A 23613-nucleotide genomic window follows, 5' to 3' on the forward strand; every position below is an offset into this window, starting at 1 on the left:
AATGCAAGTACCACAAAATTCGCCAGAATCAGGTCGCGAAACGGGACTGATCGCTTGGTGGGCCAATAACACGGTTGCTGCTAACCTATTGATGGCGCTCATCATCATCACCGGTATTTTCATGGTGTTTGAAGTTCGTAAGCAGATGTTCCCCGAGATCGAGCTTAACACCATCAGTATTCAAGTTCCGTTTCCAGGGGCCGCACCTCAAGAAGTTGAGCAAGGCGTTATCGTATTGATCGAAGATGCCTTGGAAGACGTCAATGGCGTTGAACGATTAACGTCGACGGCGCGTGAAGGAGGCGGTTCGGTAACTGTTGAAGTGGAAAGTGGCTATGATCCGCAAGTGGTGATGGACGAAGTGAAGATGCTCGTTGACGCCATCCCGAACTTTCCGCAGCAAATTGAAAATCCAAATATTTATCGAATTCGACCACAGCGCCAAGTGATTTGGATTAGTGTCTTCGGTGATATGAGCGAGCGCAACCAAAAAGAGCTCGCCAAACAAATCCGTGACGACCTGAAAAATATTGGTGGCATCACTAAGGTTGAGACGGTGGGGGCGCGTGACTACGAAATTTCGATTGAGATCTCTGAGCATGATTTACAGCGCTATAACTTGAGTTTCCAGCAGGTTGTCAACGCTGTGCGCGGTACCTCTATTGATGTGGCCGGTGGCTCTATTCGCACGCCAAATGGCGACATTCTGCTGCGTGCCAATAATCAAGCGTACTATGGCGAGGAATTTGAAAAGATTGTCCTCATCAACCGCGCTGACGGAACACGTCTGACGCTTGGCGACATTGCCACGGTAAAAGACGAGTTTATCGAACGCCGCCGCTTTACTCGGTTTGACGGTAAACCAGCGACGTTTGTCCGAGTGGACTCAGTCGGCAATCAAAACGATTTAGCCGTGGCAGAAGCAGTACGGAACTACATTGAGCGTAAGCAAAAAGAGTTGCCGCCAGAGGTCAACGTTGCACACTGGGGCGATTCGTCGTATTACCTGCAAGGTCGCCTCGACCTGATGCTAGACAACATGATCACCGGTGGTTTTTTGGTGTTCTTAATGCTGTCGTTGTTCTTGCAGTTGCGTTTGGCTTTCTGGGTCATGATCGGCATTCCGATTTGTTTCTTGGGTACCATTGCTTTAATGCCGCTGCCGATGTTCGATATCTCGATCAATATGATCAGCTTGTTCGGCTTCATATTGGTGCTCGGGATAGTGGTGGATGACGCCATAGTTATAGGCGAAAGTGCCTACTCCGAAATTGAAAAATACGGCAAGAGTACCGACAACGTGGTGCGGGGGGCGAAGAAAGTCGCGATTCCTGCAACCTTTGGCGTGCTTACCACGATGGTCGCATTTATTCCGATGCTGATGGTTGATGGCGGCATGGGAGCGATATGGGAATCCATCGCTTGGGTCGTGATTCTTTGCTTGGCGTTTTCGCTGGTTGAGTCAAAGCTCATTCTACCGGCGCATATTGCGGCAATGAAATTCAGCAAGGGCGGTGGAGAGAAGCTCAATGCCTTCCAACGTGGCCGCAATAAAATCTCCGATAGCCTACGAGTGTTCGTGGAGCGTTATTACCGTCCGTTCCTCGCCAAGTGCTTGCATTACCGTTACACCACACTCGCAAGTTTTATCGGCATGTTCATTCTGATGATCGGCTTGATCAGCGGTGGCGTGGTGCGTTGGGTGTTTTTCCCTAATATTCCTAGTGACTTCATTCAAACCAGCGTTGAAATGCAGCCTGGTTCGTCCGAAGACGCCACTATTCGTGCACTGCAAACCATTGAAGATGCCTTGATGCGCGTGAACGAGCAAATCAAGGAGGAAGAGGGCGAAGGCGTGGTGCGTCATACCAACGTGTGGCTGCAGGGTACCACCAACGGCATGATCATGAGCGAGCTGCAAAAAGGCGAAGATCGCGAAATTGACGGCTTTGGCATTATCAATCGTTGGCGCCAAGAGACCCCTGAAATTGCCGGTGTTAAAGCGATTAACTTCCAAGGAAGTATCGGCGGCGGTGGCGGTTTTGACGTTGAGTTTCAACTTGCCGGTGACGATCTTGAGCAGCTATCGGCGGCCGCCAATGATCTCAAAGAAGTATTTGGCCAGTTTGACGGCGTCTATGATATTGAAGACACCTTTGGTGCCGGCAATGACGAAATTATTCTAGAAACCAAACCGCTGGCGACGGCTATGGGGATCACCCTAAGCGATCTCGCTAATCAAGTGCGTTACGCCTTCTATGGTGCTGAAGCTCAACGTATTCAGCGTGGTGACGAAGAAGTTCGCGTGATGGTGCGCTACCCGATCAATGAGCGTCAGTCGGTAGGCAACCTTGAAGATATGAAGTTGCGTACCAGTGACGGTGCGTTGATACCGTTTACTGAGCTTGCCGACATTCGCTTTGCGAAGGGTTATAACACCATCACCCGTATCGACCGCGAGCGTTCCGTAAGGGTGCGTGCTCGGGTTGATAAAGAGCGCGTCGAACCGTTTGAAGTTGTGCGGCAAGTTCGTGAACAACATATTCAGCCGATTTTAGATAACTATCCATCAGTGAGCTTCCAACTTGAAGGTGCCTCACAAGATGAAGCTGAAGCCACGAACTCGCTGGCCATTGGTTTCGTGCTGGCGTTGTTCGCAATCTTTGCACTAATGGCAATACCGCTGAAGTCGTATAGCCAACCGCTTATCATCATGTCGGTGATTCCGTTCGGTATGATCGGTGCGGTGATCGGGCATTGGATTATTGGCATGCCGATTTCGATTCTGAGTCTGTTCGGGATCATTGCCTTGGCAGGCGTGGTGGTGAATGACTCTTTGGTCATGGTGGATTATGTCAACCAAGCGCGCCGCGATGGAGTGAAGTTACGCCAAGCGGTACAAGATGCAGGCTCAGCGCGTTTCAGAGCAATCATCCTGACCAGTTTGACGACTTTCTTTGGTCTGCTGCCCATCGTCCTCGAAAAGAGTTTGCAGGCGAAAATGGTGATTCCAATGGCGATTTCGTTGGCGTTCGGTATTCTGTTCGCCACGGTGATTACGTTGCTGTTGATTCCATGCTTGTATTTAATCTTGGATGACACCAAACGTGGCTTCAAAACCATGTTGTCATGGTACGGTCTGGCTGAGAAGCCGGCACCAAAATCAGAGTCGGACAACATCGTCACATAATGGTAAACTAATGACCTTAAACTAATTATCGAAGCCGCAGCTAAGACCATCAGGTCCACACTGCGGCTTTCGTGCGTGTCACGTTAGCACAAGGTCTAGAGCATGAACCTAAGTACACTTGATATCGTCACCTTGGCGTTTTTTGTGACGGTTTGGGTTTTTTACACGCAGTTTGCGCGTATTCGTGCGCGCAGTACTTATAGTTTGTCGCATATTCTGCGGCAACTGCGTATTGATTGGATGACCACCTTAACCCGCAAAGAACACCAGATTGCTGACGCGGCGCTACTTGGCAACGTCGAACGCACGGTGACTTTTTTTGCGTCCTCTACGGTACTGGTGTTAGCCGGTGTGCTTACTTTATTGGCCTCGGCAGATAAAGTGGTGACAGTGCTGCAATCACTGCCGTTAACTGCTGATACATCCCCAGAAAAAGTCCAGTTCAAACTGGCCGTGCTGGCGCTTATTTTTGTTTTTGCCTTTTTCAAGTTTACCTGGGCGATTCGCCAATTTGGCTTTGTCTCGGTGTTGCTTGGCGCCGCACCTCAATACCGCAGTACGGAATTCACTGATGAACAACGTGAAGTCTTTGCGCGGCAATCAGCCAAGGTGATAGACCAAGCCGGGCATGAGTACAACAATGGCCTGCGCGCTTACTATTTTGCCTTAGCGTTTCTTACTTGGTTCTTACACCCGATACTTTTCATTGTATCCACCATTGTGGTTGTGTCCGTGTTGTACCGCCGTGAATATCGTTCACGAGTGTTACGTGCGTTATTAGCGACCAAAGGGTTAGAACCTGGACGAATTAAGCAACAGGAGTCAGAAAGTGAATCAGAAGACAAATGAGCTAGCCGCCGTGAACGTCTTAGATTGGACGCTTGCCGGGTATAACGGCAACACCGTTGCCGCCAATCAACAGCTGCTCAATGCTACCTTGAAGTACGACGGTGGCGAACTTCATTTCCCTGATTATGGCATTGTGATCGTTGAACCTGAGCAGCCAAGTGGCAAAGATGTAGTGCTGTCGTGTGCCGTGCATGGTGACGAAACCGCCCCGATAGAGATTGTTCGTGACATGATACACGGCATTATGCGCGGTGAACTTAAGCCGGTGCAACGCACGCTCTTTCTGATCGCCAACCCTGCAGCAATAGCCATTGGCAAACGTTTTGTTGAAATGAACATGAATCGTTTATTCAGCGGCGCTCACCAAGAAGGCAACAGCCGCGAACATCAACGCGCTGCGCAGCTTGAACAGGTGATTACTGACTTCTTCGCCGCCGCGCCAGAGGGACAGCGAGAGCGCTATCATTACGACTTGCACACGGCAATTCGTGACTCGGAATTTGAGAAGTTTGCGGTTTATCCGTTTACTCACGGTGCGCCTTATAAAAAAGCGCAACTCACTTTCTTAGCCGAATGTGGGGTTGAAACGATTCTACTGAATCAGGCACCTACCACAACCTTCAGCTATTACAGTGTGCGTACCCATGGAGCTGACGCTTTTACCGTTGAACTTGGTAAAGTGCGGCCGTTTGGCGAAAATGACCATAGTAAATTTGCCGCCGCACAAACAATGTTCACTAAGCTTATTTGCGAGCGTGAGCTGAAATTGCCGGAATTTGATGCAAATCGTACCCGCGTTTTTGACGTCTGCCGTACAATTAACCGTACAGTTGAGAATTTCACCCTGCATTTTCCCGATGATGTAGCCAATTTTACTGCCTTTGAGAAGGGGGAGTTGTTGGCTACCGATGGTGACCAAGAGTACCTAGTGGAACAGTCGGGGGAACGAATTATTTTCCCGAATGCCAAGGTGGCCCTAGGCCAGCGGGCATTGTTGACCGTTGTCGAAGTACCTTTTGCGCAATTGCAACTGGTCTGATTTTTACGCAAATGCGTAGTCGCTTATTTGCATGTCAGTTGACGTAAAGGTAAAGTGAGCGCAATTTTTCTGAGAACGAGAAAGTTATGGCACAGGATAAACAACATCAGCTAGAAATCGTGACCAAACCGAGCTTTTTAGACGGTTCTGCGTTGCAGATTCCAATGCTTCAGATCCTCAAAGAAGACGGTACCGTGCACAAGGGTGCTAAGGCACCTGAGATTGACAAAGATCTTGCTTTGAAGATGTTTGATACCATGCAATTCATCCGCATTCTGGACGAACGCATGATTGCCGCGCAGCGCCAGGGGCGTATTAGCTTCTACTTGTCTTCGCTTGGCGAAGAAGCGGCAAGTATCGGTTCGGCAGCCGCGTTGGATGACGGCGACATGATCATGGGGCAATACCGTGAGCAGGGCGCGTTGGCGTACCGTGGTTTTACCGTTGAACAGTTCATGGACCAATTGTTCTCAAACGAGCGCGATCTCGGTAAGGGCCGCCAAATGCCGGTGCATTACGGCTGTGCAGACCTTAACTTTATGACCATCGCTTCACCACTAGCGACCCAGATCCCGCAAGCGACGGGTTACGCTTATGGCCAGAAGATGGACAAAACCGGCAACTGTACCATTTGTTATTTCGGTGAAGGCGCTGCTTCTGAAGGTGACTTCCATGCCGCGTTGAACATGGCCGCGGTCTACAAAGTTCCAGCGATTTTCTTCTGCCGTAACAACGGTTATGCCATCTCGACGCCATCGCAAGGCGAGCAGTATGCTGGTGACGGCATTGCGCCACGCGGTGTCGCCTACGGCATGAAAACTATTCGTGTCGATGGTAACGATATCTTGGCCGTTTATTTAGCGACTCAAATGGCGCGTAAACTTGCCGTTGAAGAGAACGAGCCGGTGTTGATTGAAGGTATGTCGTACCGTATGGCTGGGCACTCAACTTCAGATGATCCAACCGGTTACCGTACCCGTGATGAAGAAGACGCTTGGCGTGCAAAAGATCCGCTCGCGCGCTTCCAAACCTACTTGATCAAGAAAAAATGGCTGACCGAGAAAGATGCTGAAGAGATCTTCGCCGAGAAGAAAGCAGCAGTCTTGGCAGCACTGAAGAAATCAGAGAAAGTTCCAGCTCCGCATATTGATGAGTTGATTAATGACGTCTATGACACCCCAACGCAACAGCTTAAAGAGCAACTTGAGCAGTTGAAGGCGCACATTCGCAAATACCCAGAGGCGTATCCGAAAACAGCGTCACGTATTGATGGGGGAGACAAATAATGGCGAACATGAACTTATTACAAGCCATCAATAGTGCACTCGACATTGCGATGGCAAAAAATGACAAAGTCTATAGCTTTGGTGAAGATACTGGCGCATTCGGTGGGGTATTCCGCGCGACGTCTAAGTTAACGGATAAGTACGGTCGTGACCGTAACTTTAATACGCCATTGGTCGAGCAGGGCATCCTTGGTTTTGCCAATGGTTTGGCCTCGCAAGGTAGTTATGCGGTTGCTGAGATTCAATTCGGTGACTACATCTTCCCAGCATTTGACCAGATCGTGAATGAATCGGCGAAGTTCCGCTATCGTTCGGGTAACGAGTTTAACGTCGGCGGACTTACCATTCGCACACCATACGGTGGCGGTATTGCCGGTGGTCACTATCACTCGCAGTCACCAGAAGCTTATTTTGCCCATACGCCAGGCCTGAAAATTGTCATGCCGCGCAACCCATACATGGCGAAAGGCTTGTTGTTAAGCGCGATTTTTGATCCAAATCCAGTGCTCTTTATGGAGCCGAAGCGTTTGTATCGTGCGTCAACTGGCGAAGTACCTGAAGAAGAGTACACGCTAGAACTCGGCAAAGCTGACATTGTCCGCGAAGGTAAAGATTTGACCATCGTCGCTTGGGGGGCACAGGTTGAAATGGCCGAGAAAGCGGCTGAGAAAGCTGCCGAAGACGGCATTGACTGTGAAGTGATCGACTTGGTGAGCTTGTTACCGTGGGATATCGACACCGTAGCGAAATCAGTGATGAAAACTGGCCGTTTAGTGGTGACGCAAGAAGCGCCACTGACCAATGGTTTTGCCAGTGAAGTTGCAGCGACCATTCAAGACAAGTGCTTCTTGTATTTAGAGTCGCCGATTGCACGCGTATGTGGCCTTGATGTGCCTTATCCGCTGTGTCACGAGAAAGAATACTTTGTCGACCACCTGAAAGTGTACGAAGCCGTGAAAGCTTCGATGTTCTATTAAGAGGGCCGTAGACCATGAGTAAAGATTTTATCTTACCGGACATCGGCGAAGGCATCGTTGAGTGCGAAATCGTTGAATGGCTTGTTGCTGAAGGCGACACCATCAAAGAAGACCAGCCGGTGGTCGACGTGATGACCGATAAAGCTTTAGTGCAGATCCCCGCCAAAGAAGACGGCGTGGTGAGCAAACTTTATTACGAAAAAGGCGACATCGCCAAAGTCCACGAACCGCTCTTTGCCATCACCGGCACCGACGATTCCAATTCAAATGGATCGGCGGACAACGACGTAGCCCGCAGTTCTACTGCGGGGGAACCTGAACCCAGCAGCAATGCCAGCTCAGGAAGCACCGTCACCGACTTCATCCTTCCCGATATCGGTGAAGGTATCGTCGAATGCGAAATTGTCGAATGGCAAGTCAAAGAAGGTGACGTCATCGAAGAAGACCAGCCGGTCGTTGACGTAATGACCGACAAGGCTTTGGTACAGATCCCCGCGAAAGAACACGGCGTCGTCGAAAAACTTTATTACGCCAAAGGCGACATCGCCAAAGTACACGAACCACTCTTCGCCGTCCGCGTCGAAGGCGAAGTAGCCCGTAGTTCTACTACGGGTCAAACCAGCCACAACGACAATGCTCAAGCCAGCAATGCTCAAGCTTCCGCCGCCAACTCGTCCGCCGCCAACCCAAGTCAAGCCGACGCCCCACAAGCGGCGCGCCAAGGCAAAGCCATTGCGAGCCCGGCGGTTCGCCGACGTGCCCGCGAACTTGACGTCGACATCAGCCAAGTCCCCGGCTCCGGCGCCAAAGGCCGCGTGATGAAAGAAGACGTCGAAAATTACGTAGCCCGTGGTTCTACCACGGGGGAAGCTTCACCATCAGCACAAGTGTCGGCAAAACCAACTGCCACTTCTGGCGGCACCCGCACCGAAGCCATTCGTGGGGTGAAAGCGGCCATGGCAAAAGCGATGACCGAATCGGTCAGCACCATTCCGCACTTTACCTATGCCGATGAGTTCGATCTGACCAACGTCATGGCGCTGCAGAAACAGTTGAAAGAACGCTATAAAGATGAAGGTATTCGCATCACTATGATGCCATTCTTCATCAAAGCGTTGTCACTTGCGTTGAAAGAGTTCCCGATCATGAACGCGCAAGTAAATGCCGATTGCACCGAGATCACTTATTTTGATGATCACAACATCGGCATGGCAGTAGACACCAAGATTGGTTTGTTGGTACCTAACGTCAAACAGGTACAGAACAAGAGCATTATCGATATTGCCAACGAAGTCACGCGCTTAACGCAAGCGGCTCGTGAAGGCCGTGTCGCGCAAGAAGATATGAAAGGTGGCACCATTTCCATCTCGAACATTGGTGTGATTGGCGGTACCGTAGCGACGCCAATCATCAACAAACCGGAAGCCGCTATTGTGGCACTGGGTAAAGTTCAAGAACTCCCGCGCTTTGACGCTCAGGGTAACGTGGTCGCACGCAAAATCATGAATGTGAGCTGGTCAGGCGACCATCGCATCATTGATGGCGGCACCATAGCCCGCTTCAACAAGCGTTGGCAGGAATACTTGGAAGACCCAACCTCGATGTTGGTGCATATGGTTTAACTACCTAGCATGCAAACGAAAGCCAGCCTTCAAGGCTGGCTTTTTTGTTCTTTTACACTGACTTGTTAAATTTATTCTGATATGTTGAATTTTTAAAGAAAAATAACAACAAGGTGTACATGTTGAAGTCTCTTTCTCCTCAATTCAAAACCGCATTGTATGCGGCAGTATTCGGTGTTTTGGCGCTACAAGTTAACTCACCAACATTCGCATTCGAGCAAGTCGACGCAAAACAAGCGTTTCAGCAGTCGTATAAAGCTTATGAAACAGCAAATGCTGAAGCTTCGACACCTAGCAGCGAATTGCAAAAACTCGCCTTTGAGGCCTATTTATCGGGTCGCGATTACTTTGGTAGCGAACATTTAAATACCGCAAACCTAGCGCTTAATTATCTATTTCTATTGAGTGCTAAGGAGCGCGTTAGTGAGCAAGCACATGCTCTAGCTGCTTTAGTCGTGCGAATTTATCAGCGCGAGTACGATTCTGCGGCAATCGAGCTGCTTGAACCGCTGCTACTTGCGTTTGAGACCATGCCAAGTCCTAACGAGGAGCTAATATCCCATTACGAATTGGCCATCACCGAAGTCTTCGTAGCGCAAGAAGCGGCCCATCCTGATGTGGTTTTGGCGGTCAAAACGGCAATGGCAAAAGAATTTTTGCGCTTGAACCAAACTCGACCTGAACTCTGGTCTTCACTGTACGAAGTTTATGTGAAACGCAATGGAGCGAGTCATGTCATGACTGTCACCAGTGCGTTTTATGCGGCAATGGAAGATGCCGGAGAGGGCGATGTCGATGATGCAATTGAAAAGCTTGAACAGGTTGTTGCGGTTGATGCAGAAGGCCGGAAGGCGATATCGCAATTGCAGTTAGCGGCAAGTCATCGACTAGTAATGCTTTATGCAAACGAGAAGAATGAAGAAGCTGTCGATCGTGCCTTGGCCCGCATTGCCGAGATGAGCGCGGAGTTAGGTGTCGAGTCGACAAATGAAGTTGTGTACCGAGTCAATCCATCTTATCCACAAGAGCACCTGAACTCAGATGACGGTGGTCACGTTAAATTGAAGTTCGATATTAATACTTCAGGGCGCACCGAAAATATTCGCATTGAATCTGAGAGTGCACCTGAGTTCGGTCGCGAGGGACTTAAGGCGCTATCAAAGTGGTTGTACGTTCCGGCCTACGAAAATGGTCAACCGATTAAGGTGAAAGACGAAACCGTACAACTTGATTTTAGTATCCAAAAGTCAAATTAACGCTTAGCCACCATGCGGCGCACAAAGCTCGGCGAGATGCGCTGCAAGAACGGGGCAAGCTTGGACATGCCGGAGCCAACCACGACTTCGGCTTTGCCTTTTGCTATCGCCTGCAGAGACTGGCGGGCGCATTCTTCAGCCGAGATGCCACCAGCGTTGTCGGGATCTTCTTTACCAAGCGCAGAGCCGTCGCCTGATAGCGAATTGTGCGCAATCGCGGTATTGATAAAGCCGGGTAGAATTGAAGTCACCACCAAGCCATGTTGGTTCATTTCGGCACGTAACGAATCCATAAAGCCAAGCACCGCAAATTTTGCGCCGTTATAGCCACTACGTAGCTTAGTACCGACTTTACCTGCTACCGAAGACACTGTGACGATGTGTCCACTGCGACGCTCTACCATACGCGGCAAAACCAGCTTGGTTAAAGCTACGACGCCAAAATAATCAATTTCCATCAACTGTCGATAGACCTTAAGGTCAGTGTCGAGAATCATCGATCGTTGTGAGACACCGGCGTTGTTGAGCAGGATATCAATCACTTGGTCACCAAGCGCAACCCGCGCTTGCTCCGCGGCAGCTTCGGGTTGGCTTAAGTCGAGCGCTAATACTTGATGATGCTCGGGGTGAGCAAGCTCGCTACGAACATCTTCCAGCACCTCGGCACGGCGCGAAGTAAGTATCAAATGCGCACCGGCTTCAGCGAGTTGCTGCGCCATAGCTAAACCGATGCCTGAGGAGGCACCGGTTAGCCAGACGGTTTTACCCGAAAAATAACCCATGGTTTAACCTGCTGGGTAGATGTAGTTGGCTTGAATACCCAGCGGGATACCCGCCATCCAATACAGCACAAGGAAGGCTGACCAGATCACCAACAGACTAACGGTAAACGGCAACATCAGTGCCACCAACGAGCCAATACCAGTATTCTTCACATAACGTTGGCAGTACAACACCACGAGCGGGAAGTAGGGTAGTAGTGGCGTGATGATGTTACTGGTGGAGTCACCAACGCGGTACGCAGCCTGAGTTAAATCTGGCGAGTAACCAAGTTGCATCAGCATAGGTACGAAAATCGGTGAAATCAGCGCCCACTTGGCCGAAGCTGAACCGACGAACAAGTTAATAAAGGCAACCAACAGAATGATACCGACCATGGTCACGCCACCTGACAGCTGTAACGAGCTCAAGAAGGTTGCGCCTTTAATCGATAATAAAATACCAAGGTTTGAGTCACCAAAAGCTTTGATAAACAAAGCACAGAAGAACGCCATAACCATGTAGTAGGCCATGCCCTCCATCGACTTGGTCATTGCGCCGATCACGTCTTGCGAGTTGGTGAAATTACCTGATACATAGCCGTGTACGATACCTGGCAAGATAAACAGCAAGAAAATAAGCGGCACGATCATTTGCATGAGCGGGGCGCTAAATGATGCCAGTTCACCCGTCACAGGATCAGCTAATGGCGTATTTTCTGCGCTCGCCGCAAAGTACAAACCAATCAAACCAACGACCATAGTCGCAACACCAAGGTAGAATGCTTTGCGGTCACGTGGGGTGACATCATCAAGCGCAGGCATGTCTTCCTGATCGCCATCAATTGGTGTTTTGCTTAAGCGTGGTTCAATTACGCGGTCAGTTAAGTACCAACCCACAAGCACAACGATAATCGATGATGCTGCGGTGAAGAAATAGTTGTTCAGCGGGTTTAATTGAATCTGCGGATCAAGAATTTGTGCCGCCGACTGCGTGAAGCCCTGTAATAGTGGGTCAATCGCTGAAGGTACAAAGTTGGCACTAAAACCACCAGATACACCAGCAAAAGCTGCAGCAATACCTGCGAGTGGGTGACGGCCTGCGGCATAGTAGATTACACCACCAAGCGGAATGACCAATACATAACCGGCATCGACTGCAGTATGGCTGACAATCGCGATCAAGATCAGCACAGGTGTCAGCAATACTTTCGGCGTGACGTTCAACATGAGCTTAATCGCAACATTGATAAAGCCGCTTCGCTCAGCAACCCCAACACCTAGCATTGCGACGAGCACCACGCCCAACGGTGCAAAGCCCATAAAGGTGTTGACCATATTGGCTAAGAAATCCGCCATGGCTTCGCCACTAAGTAAGTTGGCAACTTGTACGTTTTCGCCCGTGAGTGGATGCTTGGCATCAAACTCAATACCAGAGAGCAAGAAGCTAAATACCCAAACAATAATCAGCAAGCCAAAGAACATGACTGCCGGATCAGGAAGTTTGTTACCCACCTTCTCGACTTTATCGAGCATGCGGTTGAGTAACGAGGATGATTCGGACATGAGAATACCCCTTTTCTATTGTTATTATTTGTTAGACGAAAGTATCATACCCCATCAACCCAGAAGCACAACAGAAGAACGTGAGATCAAATGATTTGTGGAACCGATGAAGCAGGGCGTGGACCCATTGCCGGACCGGTGGTGGCCGCGGCGGTTATTCTTGACCCGCAACAACCGATTGAGGGGATCAACGACTCGAAGAAACTCTCGGAGAAAAAGCGCCAAGCCTTGAGTGAAGAAATCAAAGCGAAAGCGTTGTATTGGGCTATTGCGCAGTGCGATGCGGACGAAATTGACCAGTTGAATATTCTGCAAGCTTCGCTGATGGCGATGAAACGCGCAGTAGAAGCGCTGCCAGTTGCGCCAGAGAAAGTATTGGTCGATGGCAATAAGCTACCTAAGCTAGCCGTGCCTGCCGAGGCTGTGGTCGGTGGTGATGCTTTGCATGCGTGCATTGGTGCTGCGTCAATTCTGGCGAAAGTTGAACGTGACCGGCAGATGCTCGAGTGGCATGAGCTCTACCCGCACTACGACTTTGCGAAACACAAAGCGTATCCCACACCGGCTCATTTAGCGCTTATTAAAGAACACGGCGTGTGTCCGATTCACCGCCGTAGTTTTAAACCTGTTATGCGCGTGCTGGGCCACATACCCGAGTAATGATCTGGCGCAGTTGTTGTTGCGCTGGCGCGATCTCGTCCAAGCGAATAAATTCATCGGGTTGGTGGGCTTGGGCGATAGAACCAGGGCCCATGACGATTGTCTGACAGCCGAGGTCTTGCACAAACGGCGCTTCAGTACAGTAATTCGCTGGTTCGGCGCTGTTGCCGGTGACGTCTTGTACCAGTTGCACAATTGCGGAATCAGGGTCGCATTTGTAGCCGGGAATGGCTTCATGCAGGTGTTCAAGACAGATGGCATTAGGGAATTGCTGCTGTAAAGGCTTAAGTTTCGCGTCGAGTAAACCGTAAAGCTCATCCATGCGCATACCCGGTAGCGGACGCAAGTCGATGTGCATCTCGCAACAGGCACAAATGCGATTAGCGGCATCCCCGCCATGAATATTGCCAAAATTTAAGGTTGGGTAGGGTACCGCAAAGTTATCGTCGTGATAGCGCTGTTGGAAGTCCCGTTGTAATTCACGCAAGCCAGTGATGACGTCGTGCATAATTTCAATGGCATTTATGCCACCGGCAGGGTTCGAACTATGTCCACTCTTACCGGTAACCCGAATACCTTCAGTTAGGTGGCCTTTGTGCATGGTCACTGGCGTCATCGAAGTGGGTTCACCAATAATAGCAAAGTCGGGTTTCAATTCGCCGAATGCAGCTAATTCCCGCGCTCCGGCCATCGTCGTCTCTTCGTCTGCGGTGGCCAGTACGTATAAGGGTTTGGTGCATTTGCTTAAATCGAGGTCACGCAAAGCTTCGAGGACAAAAGCGAAGAAGCCTTTCATGTCGGCGCTACCTAATCCGTAAAGTTTGCCGTCTGCCTCATGCAGTTGAAAGGGATCTTTGGTCCAACGGCCCTCATCCCATGGCACCGTATCGGTGTGACCGGCGAGTAAGAGACCGCCTTTGCCATCGGAGCCGGTGGGAAGGTACTTGGCAAGCAAGTTGTACTTGCCTTGCTGCCGGGTGAGTTCGTTCACGGAAACCTGAAAACCGAGGGTGGTTAGCCAATTGGCAAGTTTATCGATGACAGCTTTGTTGCTGGTATCCCAATGTGGATCAAGGCACGACACCGATGGCGTCGCAATAAGTTCACGATAAAGGGTCAGAAACGGGGGTAGCTGTGACATCACAAAACTCCAGAACTTGCGTGTGGAATGTCACAGCATACCCGATTTTATTAGAAGTGATAACTAGCTTCGATGCGGATGCCGTCACCAAATTCGCTATCTTGGTAACGCGCACCTACAGCAAACTCAGGGGTAATGTAGAAGCGTGTACCAAATTGGTATTGGTTATCACTACCGGCATCGGTGTAATCGACCCAGCCCAAACCACCGTAGATTTCGAAGCGGTCGATGCGGGTGCGTAAGTTACCTTCTACGCCCCAGAATGCACTGTCTTCAGGGCCAAAATCAACGTGACCGAAACGACCTGAAAAGTCCGCAACTAGGTTGTCGCTGAGCCAAACGTAGCGGCCTAGTTTTAGGCCTTGGGCGTCACGGCTGTCGCCAAATGGACCGTCATCGCCATCGCGAAGGTAGCCACTAATAAACCAGGGAGAGTTAAATTGGTAGCTACCTTCTAAGATGATACTGTCACCACCGCCATCATGATCCGCCACACCTGCACTCAGAAAATTGAAGGCGCGGTTCGTTTGCGGTGTTTCAAACGGGGTATTGTCTTGCGTCTGCGCAAAGCTCGGTGCAGCGCAGGCTAAGGCACTGGTAACTGCAGTAATTGATAACACTTTGCTGAACGTTTTCATGGTTGTTTACCTCGTTGCAATGAATTCGAATCTAAGTGTGCAAAGACAATGGCAACTTGAAAAGACGGTTTACCAAAGATTTACCCAGTGGGTTTTGCCGTTTTTATTTGTCAAAAGCCCCTAAAATTCATACCATAGACGGCTGTTTTTACTCGTTTCGAAAGGTTACTGATGAAATCCATTCCACACATTGATATGAGCCTCTACGACCAAGATTTTGAGGCGTTTGCCAAGCACGTTGGCGAAGGTTACGAACAAAACGGCTTCGTAGCATTAACCAAGCATGGCGTTGACCAGCAGCTTATTGAAGAAGCGCTGGATACGTGTCGCGACTTGTTTGCGCTGCCTGAAGACGTGAAAAAGCAATATCATATTCCTGGTGGTGGTGGTGCGCGTGGTTATACGCCGTTCGGTACTGAAATTGCCAAAGACGCGAAACATGTTGATTTAAAAGAGTTCTGGCATGTGGGTCGTGAAATTGAAGGTGAGCCGCCATTCAAGCAACTTACTCCTAATATTTGGCCAAAAGAGCTGCCTGAATTTAAAGAAAAGATTCTTAAGCTTTACCGCTCGCTCGACGCGTTAGGGTTGCGTGTATTAGAAGCTTTAGCGGTATTTCTTGACCAGCCGCGCGACTTTTTTAACGATAAAGTTAATTTAGGCAACTCGATTTTACGCCCGTTGCACTATCCGCCGATTGTTGACGAAGGAACACCTTCGGTACGCGCCGGTGCGCACGAAGACATCAACGTATTGACTTTATTAGTAGGCTCACGTGAACCCGGCTTGGAAGTGTTGGCCAAAGATGGTTCATGGATCCCAGTGACGATTATTGAGGGTGCGATCATTTGTAACGTCGGCGATATGTTGCAACGCATGACCAATGGCGTATTGCCGTCAACCACGCACCGTGTGGTAAATCCGCCAGCGCCGTACAGTTCGAAATCACGTTACTCCATTCCGTTCTTCTTGCACTTTAATCCAGACGTGGTGATTGACCCTCTGGACAGTTGCATTACTGAAGAGAACCCGAAGCGTTGGGACGCGATTTCTTCTGATGACTATCTGATGGAACGTTTACGCGAAATTGGCTTGGTTAAGTAGGGCGACGATGATGCGGCAACATGGGTTAGGTAAGTTAGGTACACTGGCATGTGCTGGTTTGTTGCTGGTGGGGTGTGCACAGGCACCGAGCGAAGCGCCATCGGCGGCGTTTGAGCTTACCGTAGCCCATGTGAACGATCACCATTCCAACCTGTTGCCACGCCAAGCTACGAAAATCAATGTGTTAGGGCAGGACTACGAGGTTGAAACCGGTGGTTTTGCCCGCGTCGTCAGTCAAGTTGATGCAATTCGTGCAGCGAACACCAATGTTCTGGCATTACATGCAGGTGATGCTATTACCGGCACCTTGTTTTATACCATCTTCAACGGTGAAGCTGACGCCGCACTAATGAATGAAGTGTGTTTTGATGCGTTTGCTCTTGGCAACCATGAGTTCGACAACGGCGATGCTGGCTTAAAGCACTTCTTGGACAGCTTAGCGTTGACGCAAGACTGTCGTACCGAAGTGTTAGCGGCGAATGTTGAGCCAGAAGTTGGTGTTTCACCACTAACCCCGAAGACCCGTTGGGACAGCTTTAAGCCCTATACGATTTTCAATGTTGGTGGCGAAAAGATTGGTTTGATTGGCCTTGATATTGCGGTTAAAACGAAGAATTCATCGCAGCCTGATGCGACGACCATGTTTGCAGACGAGCTCGAAACTGCAAAATACTATATTGCCGAACTGCAAAACCAAGGCATTCACAAAATTGGCTTACTGACGCACATTCAATATAAAAACGATTTACGCTTAGCCGAAGCTTTACCTGCCGTTGATTTTATTGTCGGCGGTGATTCACATACCTTGCTCGGTGACTACGCCGCATATGGGTTGCCGACCGTTGGCCCGTATCCGATGCGAGTGACCAACGCCGATGGCGCGCCGGTTTGTGTTGCCCATGCTTGGCAGTACAGCCAAGTCGTTGGCGAACTTAAGGTAAGCTTCGCAGGAGACGAAGTGGCCAGTTGTGGCGGCGAAGCTCACTTGCTGGTCGGTACGGATGCACCTGCGGCAGTTACAGAATCACTAGGTTTCACCGCTGTCGCTAAGGATCCTGCGGCACAGAAATTATTGGAAACTTATCAAGAAAGCTTGGATGAGCTTACCCAAACAACCATTGCCACGGTCGACGAGCGGCTGTGCATGAAGCGTATGGGCCCGATGACCATTGCGGACTGTGGCTTAGGTCGCCAGTCTGACGTACATGCGGTCGTGGCCGCAGCTTTCTTGGCGAGCGCACCACAAGCGGATTTCGCTTTGCAAAACGGCGGTGGGGTGCGTACGGACTTAAATGCGGGCGCGTTAACTATTGCTGATGCCTATCGGTTATTACCGTTCGCAAATACTTTGGTAGAAGTACAGATCAGCGGCGCAGAGGTGAAAACGGTGCTCGAGCAAGCGGTTGAGTATGCGTTGTCAGACTCGGGGTCTGACGGTGCTTATCCGCATGGTGCCGGAATTCGTTTTAACGTTGATAGTAGTGCCGCGAATGGTGAGCGTTTTAGCAACCTTCAAGTTAAAACTAAAACGGGTTGGCAACCCATGCAGGCTGAGCAGACGTATACCATGATCACTAATAGCTTCTTGGCGGGTGGTGCTGATGGTTGGCGTTTGTTGGGCGACTTGAAACAAGCTGGTTTAGTGCAAGATACTTACGTTAATTACGCACAATCGTTCGTCGATTGGGCCCGCAAAACTAAAACAATAAAACGGCCGACCGAACATAGCACGCAGCGCTATCGGACGGCGGACGAATGACAGTAACGCCGGTCTCTGATAAAGCAAAATTTGATCTCGTCGTTGTTGTTCTGGCCCTACTTACCATGTTTGGGCCATTGTCGATTGACATGTATTTGCCAGCGTTTGGCGACATCGCCGCCAGCTACGGCACTGAGTCTAATCGTGTCGAATTGTCCCTTACTTCGTTTTTTCTTGGCCTGTTTATCGGCCAGCTATTGTATGGCACTGCGTCCGACAAATGGGGGCGCAAACCGCCGCTGTATTTTGGCCTGACGATCTATATTTTGTCGTCGCTGGCCTGTGCTTACGCGCCAAATCTTGAAAGCTTAATCGTCTTGCGCTTTTTACAGGCCATTGGTTCCTGCGCTGGCTTAGTGATTGCCCGCGCGATGGTGCGCGATCTCTATACGCCGCAGGCGTCAGCGCAAGTGTTCTCGTTCTTGATTTTGGTCATGGGTATCGCGCCGGTACTAGCACCACTGGCGGGTGCTTATGTCACGAAAGCATTCGGCTGGCAGGCGATTTTTCTAATCGTAGCTGCGCTTGCGGTCGCCTGTATGGCGATCGTGCATATTCGTTTGCCAGAAACGCGTTCGTACAATGGCGCTGTGCGTATGCGGCGCAGCCTGCCAATCTATTGGGATGTGCTCAAGGATCGCGGTTTCTTGCGTTATTCGCTCGCCGGCGGCGTTGCCCAATCGGGCCTATTCGCCTACATCACCGGCTCACCGCTAGTGTTCATCGAACATTTTGACCTCGACCCAACTCATTACAGTTGGCTGTTCGGCTTCAACGCCATTGGCATTATCGGCATGGCGCAATTCAACGCGTGGCTATTGCGCCGCCGCGACGCCCGCAAGATTCTCAACAAATCGTTGCCAGTACTAGCGCTGATCTCAATCGCGACCATAGCCCTAGGGCTTCTCAATGCCAATTTCTGGTTCGTGTTGTTCGTCGTCTTCGCCTACGTCAGCACCCTCGGCATGGTCTTCCCCAACGCCATGGCTGGCGCCCTAGCCGAACAACAAGAACGCGCCGGCTCCGCCAGCGCCGTCACCGGCAGCCTGCAATTCCTCATCGCCGGCATCATCTCCGCCGTCGTCAACATCGTCGGCCACCAACACCCCCTCGGCATGCTCTTTGTCATCGGCGCCTGCGGCCTCACCGCCACTTTACTTTACCGCCTGCTGCGTCGCCCAGAAGCCACCCTCGAGAAATAAACCCGTTCGATACTTCGCGTGCGTTGTAGCTCGAAGCTGGAGTTCCAATTCCAAGGGACGCCGTGAACCCTTCCCTGGGGGCTTGCCTGCCGCATCCATGCGGCAGACACCCTAGGAATTGGAACTCCAGCTCCGAGCCACGCACACTCGCATCTTCGGGATTTATTTCTCGAGGGTGGTTTCTGGGCTTTGGCTGGCGGCGTTGAGGGTTGAGAGGGGAATTTAATTTAGATGGCATTAGTTGTGCGGAGGGCGGAGTTTCGTTCGAGGGTTTAGCTTAACGGGTGCGTGCCGCAGGGATGCGGCACACAAGCCCCCATGGATGGGTTCACGGCGTCCCGTTAAGCTAGACCCTCGAACGGAACGTAAGCGCGAAGCGCAAAGCCGCCCAACCTACGGGGTGTAGTAGGTTGGGGTTTCGACGCCGACTGGCATGCCGAGGGCGAAGACCCAGATGAAGAATAGGACGCTCCAGCCGAGTAGGAACATGATGCTGTACGGCAGCATGGTGGCGATGAGGGTGCCGATGCCGATGTCTTTTTTGTAGCGCGCGGCGACGGCGAGGATGAGGCCGAAGTAGCTCATCATTGGCGTGATGATGTTGGTGACGGAGTCACCGATGCGGTAGGCCGCTTGGATGACCTCGGGGGCGTAGCCGATGAGCATGAGCATGGGTACGAAGATGGGCGCGGTGATGGCCCATTGTGCAGATGCGGAGCCGAGCATGAGGTTGACGAAGGCGCACATCAAGATGAATAGGATGAACACTGATGGGCCGGTGAGGCCAACCTCTTGTAGGAATGTGGCGCCTTTGATGGCAAAAATGGAGCCGAAGTTGGTCCAGCCGAAGAAGGCGACAAACTGGGCGGCAAAGAATACCAGCACGATGTACATGCCGAGGGTGCTCATGGATTCGGACATGGCGTCGATGACGTCGCGGTCGGTTTTCATGACTTTGGTGATGCGCCCGTAGACGTAGCCTGGAATGGCAAAGGTGATGAAGATAAAGGTGACGATGCCTTTCAGGAACGGTGAGCCGGCGACTTTGCCATCTTCTGGGTTACGCAAAATACCCCATTCTGGAACGATGGTTAGCGCGAGGAGGGCACCAAGTAATAAGAAGCTCAAACCTGCGCCTTTTAGCCCGCGTTTCTCTTGCGGAGTGAGGGCTTCGATTTTTTGTTCGCTAAGGTTAATGCTGGCTTCGTTGGTATCGTATTTGCCGAGTTTGGGTTCAACGATTTTCTCAGTTACAAAGGTACCCATTGCTGCGATCAGGAAGGTTGAGATCATCATGAAGTACCAGTTGGCTTCTGGGCCGACGTAGTATTCCGGATCAATCAGGTTCGCGGCTTTGGTGGTGATACCGGCGAGTAATGGGTCGACGGTCCCGATCAATAAGTTGGCGCTGTAGCCAGCGGATACGCCTGAGAATGCTGCGGCTAGGCCGGCCAATGGGTGGCGACCGAGCGAGTGGAAGATCATGGCCGATAGGGGCACGAGCACGACGTAACCGAGTTCAGAGGCGGTGTTGGATATAACGCCAGCGAGCACGACGGCTAGGGTAACGACGCGTGGGTGGGCGTTCATGACGAGGCCGCGCATGGCGGCTGATAGTAAGCCTGAGCGTTCGGCGATACCTACACCTAAGAGGGCAACCAATACCGTGCCGAGTGGGGTAAAGCCGGTGAAATTGGTGACGAGGCCGGTGACGATGCGTTGTAGGCCTTCGGCATTAAGTAAGCTGACGACTTCGATGACTTCACCGCCGGGGCGCGGATCTTGTGCGCTAACGCCAAAGTAGGAGGCGATGCCGCTGGCGACAATCACGCCGAGGGCAAACAGGGCGAACAAGGTAATGGGGTGCGGTAAGAGGTTACCTAACCATTCTACGGTGTCGAGAAAGCGGGTGAAGGCGCCGCGTTTCTGTTGGTCTGCGGCTGAGTTTGATTGCGTCATGCAATACGGCTCCTGTCGTCGTTTTTTATCAAAGCCGACGATTGTACACGAAAATGGCTAGATTTTGTTGTTCGCTATTTGTTGTTTGTTGTTCGATTAAAGCACGGATTGAGTGAGTACAATCACGGCCATAATGATCAAGAAAACTGCGAAGCCTTTTTGTAACTTGTCGCGCGGCAGTTTGGCGCTGATCCACGCGCCGGCAAAGCTGCCAGCGATTCCTGCTACGGTAATAATGGCGATGGTGGTCCAGTCGAAAGCAAAGCCTTGATCGGTGAGTGCGGTGAAGTATTTGGCGAAGCCGACGAAGGATTTCAGGGCAATGATCATTAGGCTGGTGCCGATGGTAAGGAACATGGGAACGCCACCGAGCAGTACCAATGCGGGGACAATCAAAAATCCGCCACCGACGCCGACAAAGCCGGTGATAGCGCCAACGATTAAGCCATCTAGGGTAATTTTGAAGACTTTCACTTTTTGAATGGTTACGCCTTGTGGCGCTTTGCGCCGCCACATCATCAAGGCTGCGATGACCATCAAGATAACGAAGACGAGTAATTGCAGGCGCGGATCGACGGTGCTACCGAGCCAAGCGCCGAGGTAGGCGCCGAGCATACCAGGTACGCCGAAAAGCCAGACGTGACGCCATGATACGAGCTTTTTGCGAGTGGCGATAAGGCCACCGAACAAGCTGATAAAGGCGACGATAATCAGCGATGAAGCAATCGCCATATTGCCCGGCATATCGGCCAAGTAAAGCAATACAGGCACGGTAAGGATGGAACCACCTGAGCCGAATACACCAAGGCTGATGCCAATCAGAATTGCGCCTAGTATTGCTCCAATCATGTTGAATCCCTATTGCTTTAAGCTATCTAACTTATGCCAATTTGTTTTATATGCGAAAACTTACTCGCTGAAGACGATTGCTATAATCGCCTTACTTTAACCTTGTAAGCCTTGAACAATGCTAACTGATTTCCTATTTTAGATAAAGGCGAAATAAGGAGGCGACATGAAGAACATTGTACGTTATAGCCCATCAACGGGGGCTGGATCTCCTGATGTATGGGGCATCTACGAGGCCGATACGGGCTCGATTCAGTACATCGTAGCAGATCCTAAGTCGCATGAAGCTGCACTTATTGACGTGGTGCAGAATTTTGACCCGCGTTCGGCGAAAACAGACTTTAGCAGTGCAGATCAGGTCTTGGCACTGGCCAAGGAAAACGATCTGAAAATCACTTGGGTGTTGGATACGCATCCGCACGCCGACCATTTCATGGCGTCATGCTACTTAAAAGAGCAAACAGGAGCGCCAAACGCGATTGGCGAAAAAGTGTGTGAGATCGCTGAATTGTGGCGCGACTACTATAATTTACCGAATGCTTTTGCGCCGCGAGAAGACTTCGACCATCTCTTCGCTGAGGGGGATACCTTCAAAATAGGTGAGTTAGACGTCGAGGTATGGTTGTCACCTGGGCATACGCTGGGCTCGATCACTTATATTGTTGGTGATGCGGCCTTTGTTCACGATACGTTTATGTATCCGGACAGTGGCACGTCGCGTGCAGATTTTCCCGGTGGCTCATCGAAAGAGTTGTGGGACAGCTTGCAGCGGATTCTAGCGCTACCTGATGAAACGCGCCTTTTTGTCGGACACGATTATGGCAAAAATGGCCGCGACCCTTCATGGGAAGCCACAGTAGCGCAACACAAAGCCAGTAATATTCATTTAGCGGGTGATGTAACTGAAGCGGCTTATCGAAAACAACGCGACGAACGCGACGCAACACTAGCGTTACCCGATCGCATGTTACATGCGTTGCAAGTGAACTTGCGCGCGGGAAAATTGCCAGAACCTGAAGCGGACGGTCATCGTTACTTTAAGATTCCGGCGAATAAGTTTTAATTGAAAGCTGACAAGAGAGGTATTAGAAATGGGACTACGTATTGGTGATACAGCACCTAACTTTGAGATTGATACCACTGAAGGCAAGATCAATTTCCACGATTGGGCAAAAGGTTCTTGGGTGTTCTTCTTCAGCCATCCGGCTGACTACACGCCAGTTTGTACGACTGAAATGGGTCGTACCGCGCAGCTTGCTGAGCAATTTGCTGCACGTGGCGTGAAGCCGCTTGGTTTGTCGACCGATACTGTGGAAGAACACAAAGGTTGGATGAACGACGTTAATGAAACGCAGAACACGACTGTGGGCTTCCCAATTGTTGCCGATAAAGACAAGAAGGTTGCCGAGTTGTACGAAATGATTCACCCAGGCGAAAGCACAACAGCTGCGGTGCGTTCTGTATTCATTATCGATCCGAATCAGAAAATTCGTTTAACCATGACTTACCCAATGAGCGTGGGACGTAACTTTGCCGAGATTTTGCGGGTGATTGACGCTTTGCAAACCGGTGATAAACACGGTGTGGCGACGCCAGCAGACTGGGAACTTGGCGGCGACGTGATCATTCCACCAAGTGTATCGATGGAAGAAGCCGAGAAGAAATTCCCGCAGGGCTTCAAAACCGTTAAGCCTTACTTGCGTTATACCACCGTGAAGTAAGTTCGTGAAATAGATCAACAGCAAGCATAAAAAAACG

Annotated in this window: 19 protein-coding genes; 13 read left to right on the forward strand and 6 right to left on the reverse strand. The window is 50.7% G+C overall.

Features of this window, described 5'->3' with window-relative positions; all coding sequences use genetic code 11:
* The first annotated feature begins 1 nt into the window (after position 1).
* From CWI70_RS00820 to CWI70_RS00850, 7 genes are all read left to right on the forward strand, one after another.
* The gene (locus CWI70_RS00820; RefSeq protein WP_126769677.1) at positions 2–3190 is read left to right on the forward strand and encodes an efflux RND transporter permease subunit; all 3189 of its coding nucleotides are present in this window, start codon (positions 2–4) and stop codon (positions 3188–3190) included.
* Between the two features lie 102 nt (positions 3191–3292).
* Complete coding sequence (locus tag CWI70_RS00825) at positions 3293–4039, forward strand: DUF599 domain-containing protein (RefSeq protein WP_126769679.1); 747 nt, start codon at positions 3293–3295, stop codon at positions 4037–4039.
* Positions 4020–5078 (forward strand): succinylglutamate desuccinylase, encoded by a 1059-nt coding sequence (astE, locus tag CWI70_RS00830; RefSeq protein ID WP_338053104.1) that lies wholly within the window; start codon positions 4020–4022, stop codon positions 5076–5078. The genes CWI70_RS00825 and astE overlap by 20 nt, the downstream gene beginning before the upstream one ends.
* 86 nt (positions 5079–5164) lie before the next feature.
* Positions 5165–6364: a thiamine pyrophosphate-dependent dehydrogenase E1 component subunit alpha gene (locus CWI70_RS00835; RefSeq protein WP_126769681.1), complete on the forward strand. Its 1200-nt coding sequence runs from the start codon at positions 5165–5167 to the stop codon at positions 6362–6364.
* Complete coding sequence (locus tag CWI70_RS00840) at positions 6364–7341, forward strand: alpha-ketoacid dehydrogenase subunit beta (protein ID WP_126769683.1); 978 nt, start codon at positions 6364–6366, stop codon at positions 7339–7341. The genes CWI70_RS00835 and CWI70_RS00840 overlap by 1 nt, the downstream gene beginning before the upstream one ends.
* Before the next feature lie 14 nt (positions 7342–7355).
* Positions 7356–8963 (forward strand): dihydrolipoyllysine-residue acetyltransferase, encoded by a 1608-nt coding sequence (locus CWI70_RS00845; RefSeq protein WP_126769684.1) that lies wholly within the window; start codon positions 7356–7358, stop codon positions 8961–8963.
* Positions 8964–9082: 119 nt separating this feature from the next.
* Positions 9083–10219 carry an energy transducer TonB gene (locus CWI70_RS00850; protein ID WP_126769686.1) on the forward strand — a complete coding sequence of 379 codons (1137 nt, stop codon included), beginning with the start codon at positions 9083–9085 and terminating at the stop codon, positions 10217–10219.
* Here the strand turns inward: CWI70_RS00850 and CWI70_RS00855 are convergent.
* Together CWI70_RS00855 and CWI70_RS00860 are read right to left on the reverse strand one after the other, a co-directional pair.
* Positions 10216–11001: an SDR family oxidoreductase gene (locus CWI70_RS00855; protein ID WP_126769688.1), complete on the reverse strand. Its 786-nt coding sequence runs from the start codon at positions 10999–11001 to the stop codon at positions 10216–10218. The genes CWI70_RS00850 and CWI70_RS00855 overlap by 4 nt on opposite strands.
* A 3-nt stretch (positions 11002–11004) precedes the next feature.
* Positions 11005–12543: an AbgT family transporter gene (locus CWI70_RS00860; protein WP_126769690.1), complete on the reverse strand. Its 1539-nt coding sequence runs from the start codon at positions 12541–12543 to the stop codon at positions 11005–11007.
* Positions 12544–12633: 90 nt separating this feature from the next.
* Here CWI70_RS00860 and rnhB point away from each other — a divergent pair, with 90 nt between their 5' ends.
* Entirely contained in the window at positions 12634–13203 is a 570-nt protein-coding gene (gene rnhB, locus CWI70_RS00865) for a ribonuclease HII (RefSeq protein WP_126769692.1), read from the forward strand.
* Here rnhB and argE read toward each other — a convergent pair.
* On the reverse strand, positions 13172–14344 hold the full coding sequence (argE, locus tag CWI70_RS00870) for an acetylornithine deacetylase (RefSeq protein ID WP_126769694.1): 1173 nt from the start codon (positions 14342–14344) through the stop codon (positions 13172–13174). The two genes, rnhB and argE, sit on opposite strands and share 32 nt — an antisense overlap.
* A 50-nt stretch (positions 14345–14394) precedes the next feature.
* Positions 14395–14982: a hypothetical protein gene (locus CWI70_RS00875; protein ID WP_126769696.1), complete on the reverse strand. Its 588-nt coding sequence runs from the start codon at positions 14980–14982 to the stop codon at positions 14395–14397.
* A 171-nt stretch (positions 14983–15153) separates the two neighbouring features.
* On the opposite strand from CWI70_RS00875, the gene CWI70_RS00880 reads away from it, so the two are divergent.
* Genes CWI70_RS00880 through CWI70_RS00890 form a run of 3 tightly spaced genes read left to right on the forward strand, consistent with a single transcriptional unit; the run spans position 15154 to position 19047 of the window.
* Positions 15154–16086 carry an isopenicillin N synthase family dioxygenase gene (locus CWI70_RS00880; RefSeq protein ID WP_126769698.1) on the forward strand — a complete coding sequence of 311 codons (933 nt, stop codon included), beginning with the start codon at positions 15154–15156 and terminating at the stop codon, positions 16084–16086.
* Positions 16087–16093: 7 nt separating this feature from the next.
* Positions 16094–17845, forward strand: a complete 1752-nt coding sequence (locus CWI70_RS00885) for a bifunctional metallophosphatase/5'-nucleotidase (RefSeq protein WP_198677630.1) — start codon at positions 16094–16096, stop codon at positions 17843–17845.
* Complete coding sequence (locus CWI70_RS00890; RefSeq protein ID WP_126769700.1) at positions 17842–19047, forward strand: multidrug effflux MFS transporter; 1206 nt, start codon at positions 17842–17844, stop codon at positions 19045–19047. The genes CWI70_RS00885 and CWI70_RS00890 overlap by 4 nt, the downstream gene beginning before the upstream one ends.
* Before the next feature lie 393 nt (positions 19048–19440).
* On the opposite strand, the gene CWI70_RS00895 is transcribed toward CWI70_RS00890, so the two are convergent.
* Both CWI70_RS00895 and CWI70_RS00900 read right to left on the reverse strand, forming a co-directional pair.
* The gene (locus tag CWI70_RS00895; protein ID WP_126769702.1) at positions 19441–21006 is read right to left on the reverse strand and encodes an AbgT family transporter; all 1566 of its coding nucleotides are present in this window, start codon (positions 21004–21006) and stop codon (positions 19441–19443) included.
* 96 nt (positions 21007–21102) lie between these two features.
* Positions 21103–21855: a sulfite exporter TauE/SafE family protein gene (locus tag CWI70_RS00900; protein ID WP_241967796.1), complete on the reverse strand. Its 753-nt coding sequence runs from the start codon at positions 21853–21855 to the stop codon at positions 21103–21105.
* A gap of 166 nt (positions 21856–22021) precedes the next feature.
* On the opposite strand from CWI70_RS00900, the gene CWI70_RS00905 reads away from it, so the two are divergent.
* Positions 22022–22918 (forward strand): MBL fold metallo-hydrolase, encoded by an 897-nt coding sequence (locus CWI70_RS00905; RefSeq protein WP_126769704.1) that lies wholly within the window; start codon positions 22022–22024, stop codon positions 22916–22918.
* Positions 22919–22946: 28 nt separating this feature from the next.
* Entirely contained in the window at positions 22947–23576 is a 630-nt protein-coding gene (locus tag CWI70_RS00910) for a peroxiredoxin (protein WP_126769706.1), read from the forward strand.
* Positions 23577–23613 lie beyond the last annotated feature (37 nt).

The organism is Pseudidiomarina homiensis (genome assembly GCF_003987225.1).
In the GTDB taxonomy this organism is placed as follows: domain Bacteria; phylum Pseudomonadota; class Gammaproteobacteria; order Enterobacterales; family Alteromonadaceae; genus Pseudidiomarina; species Pseudidiomarina homiensis.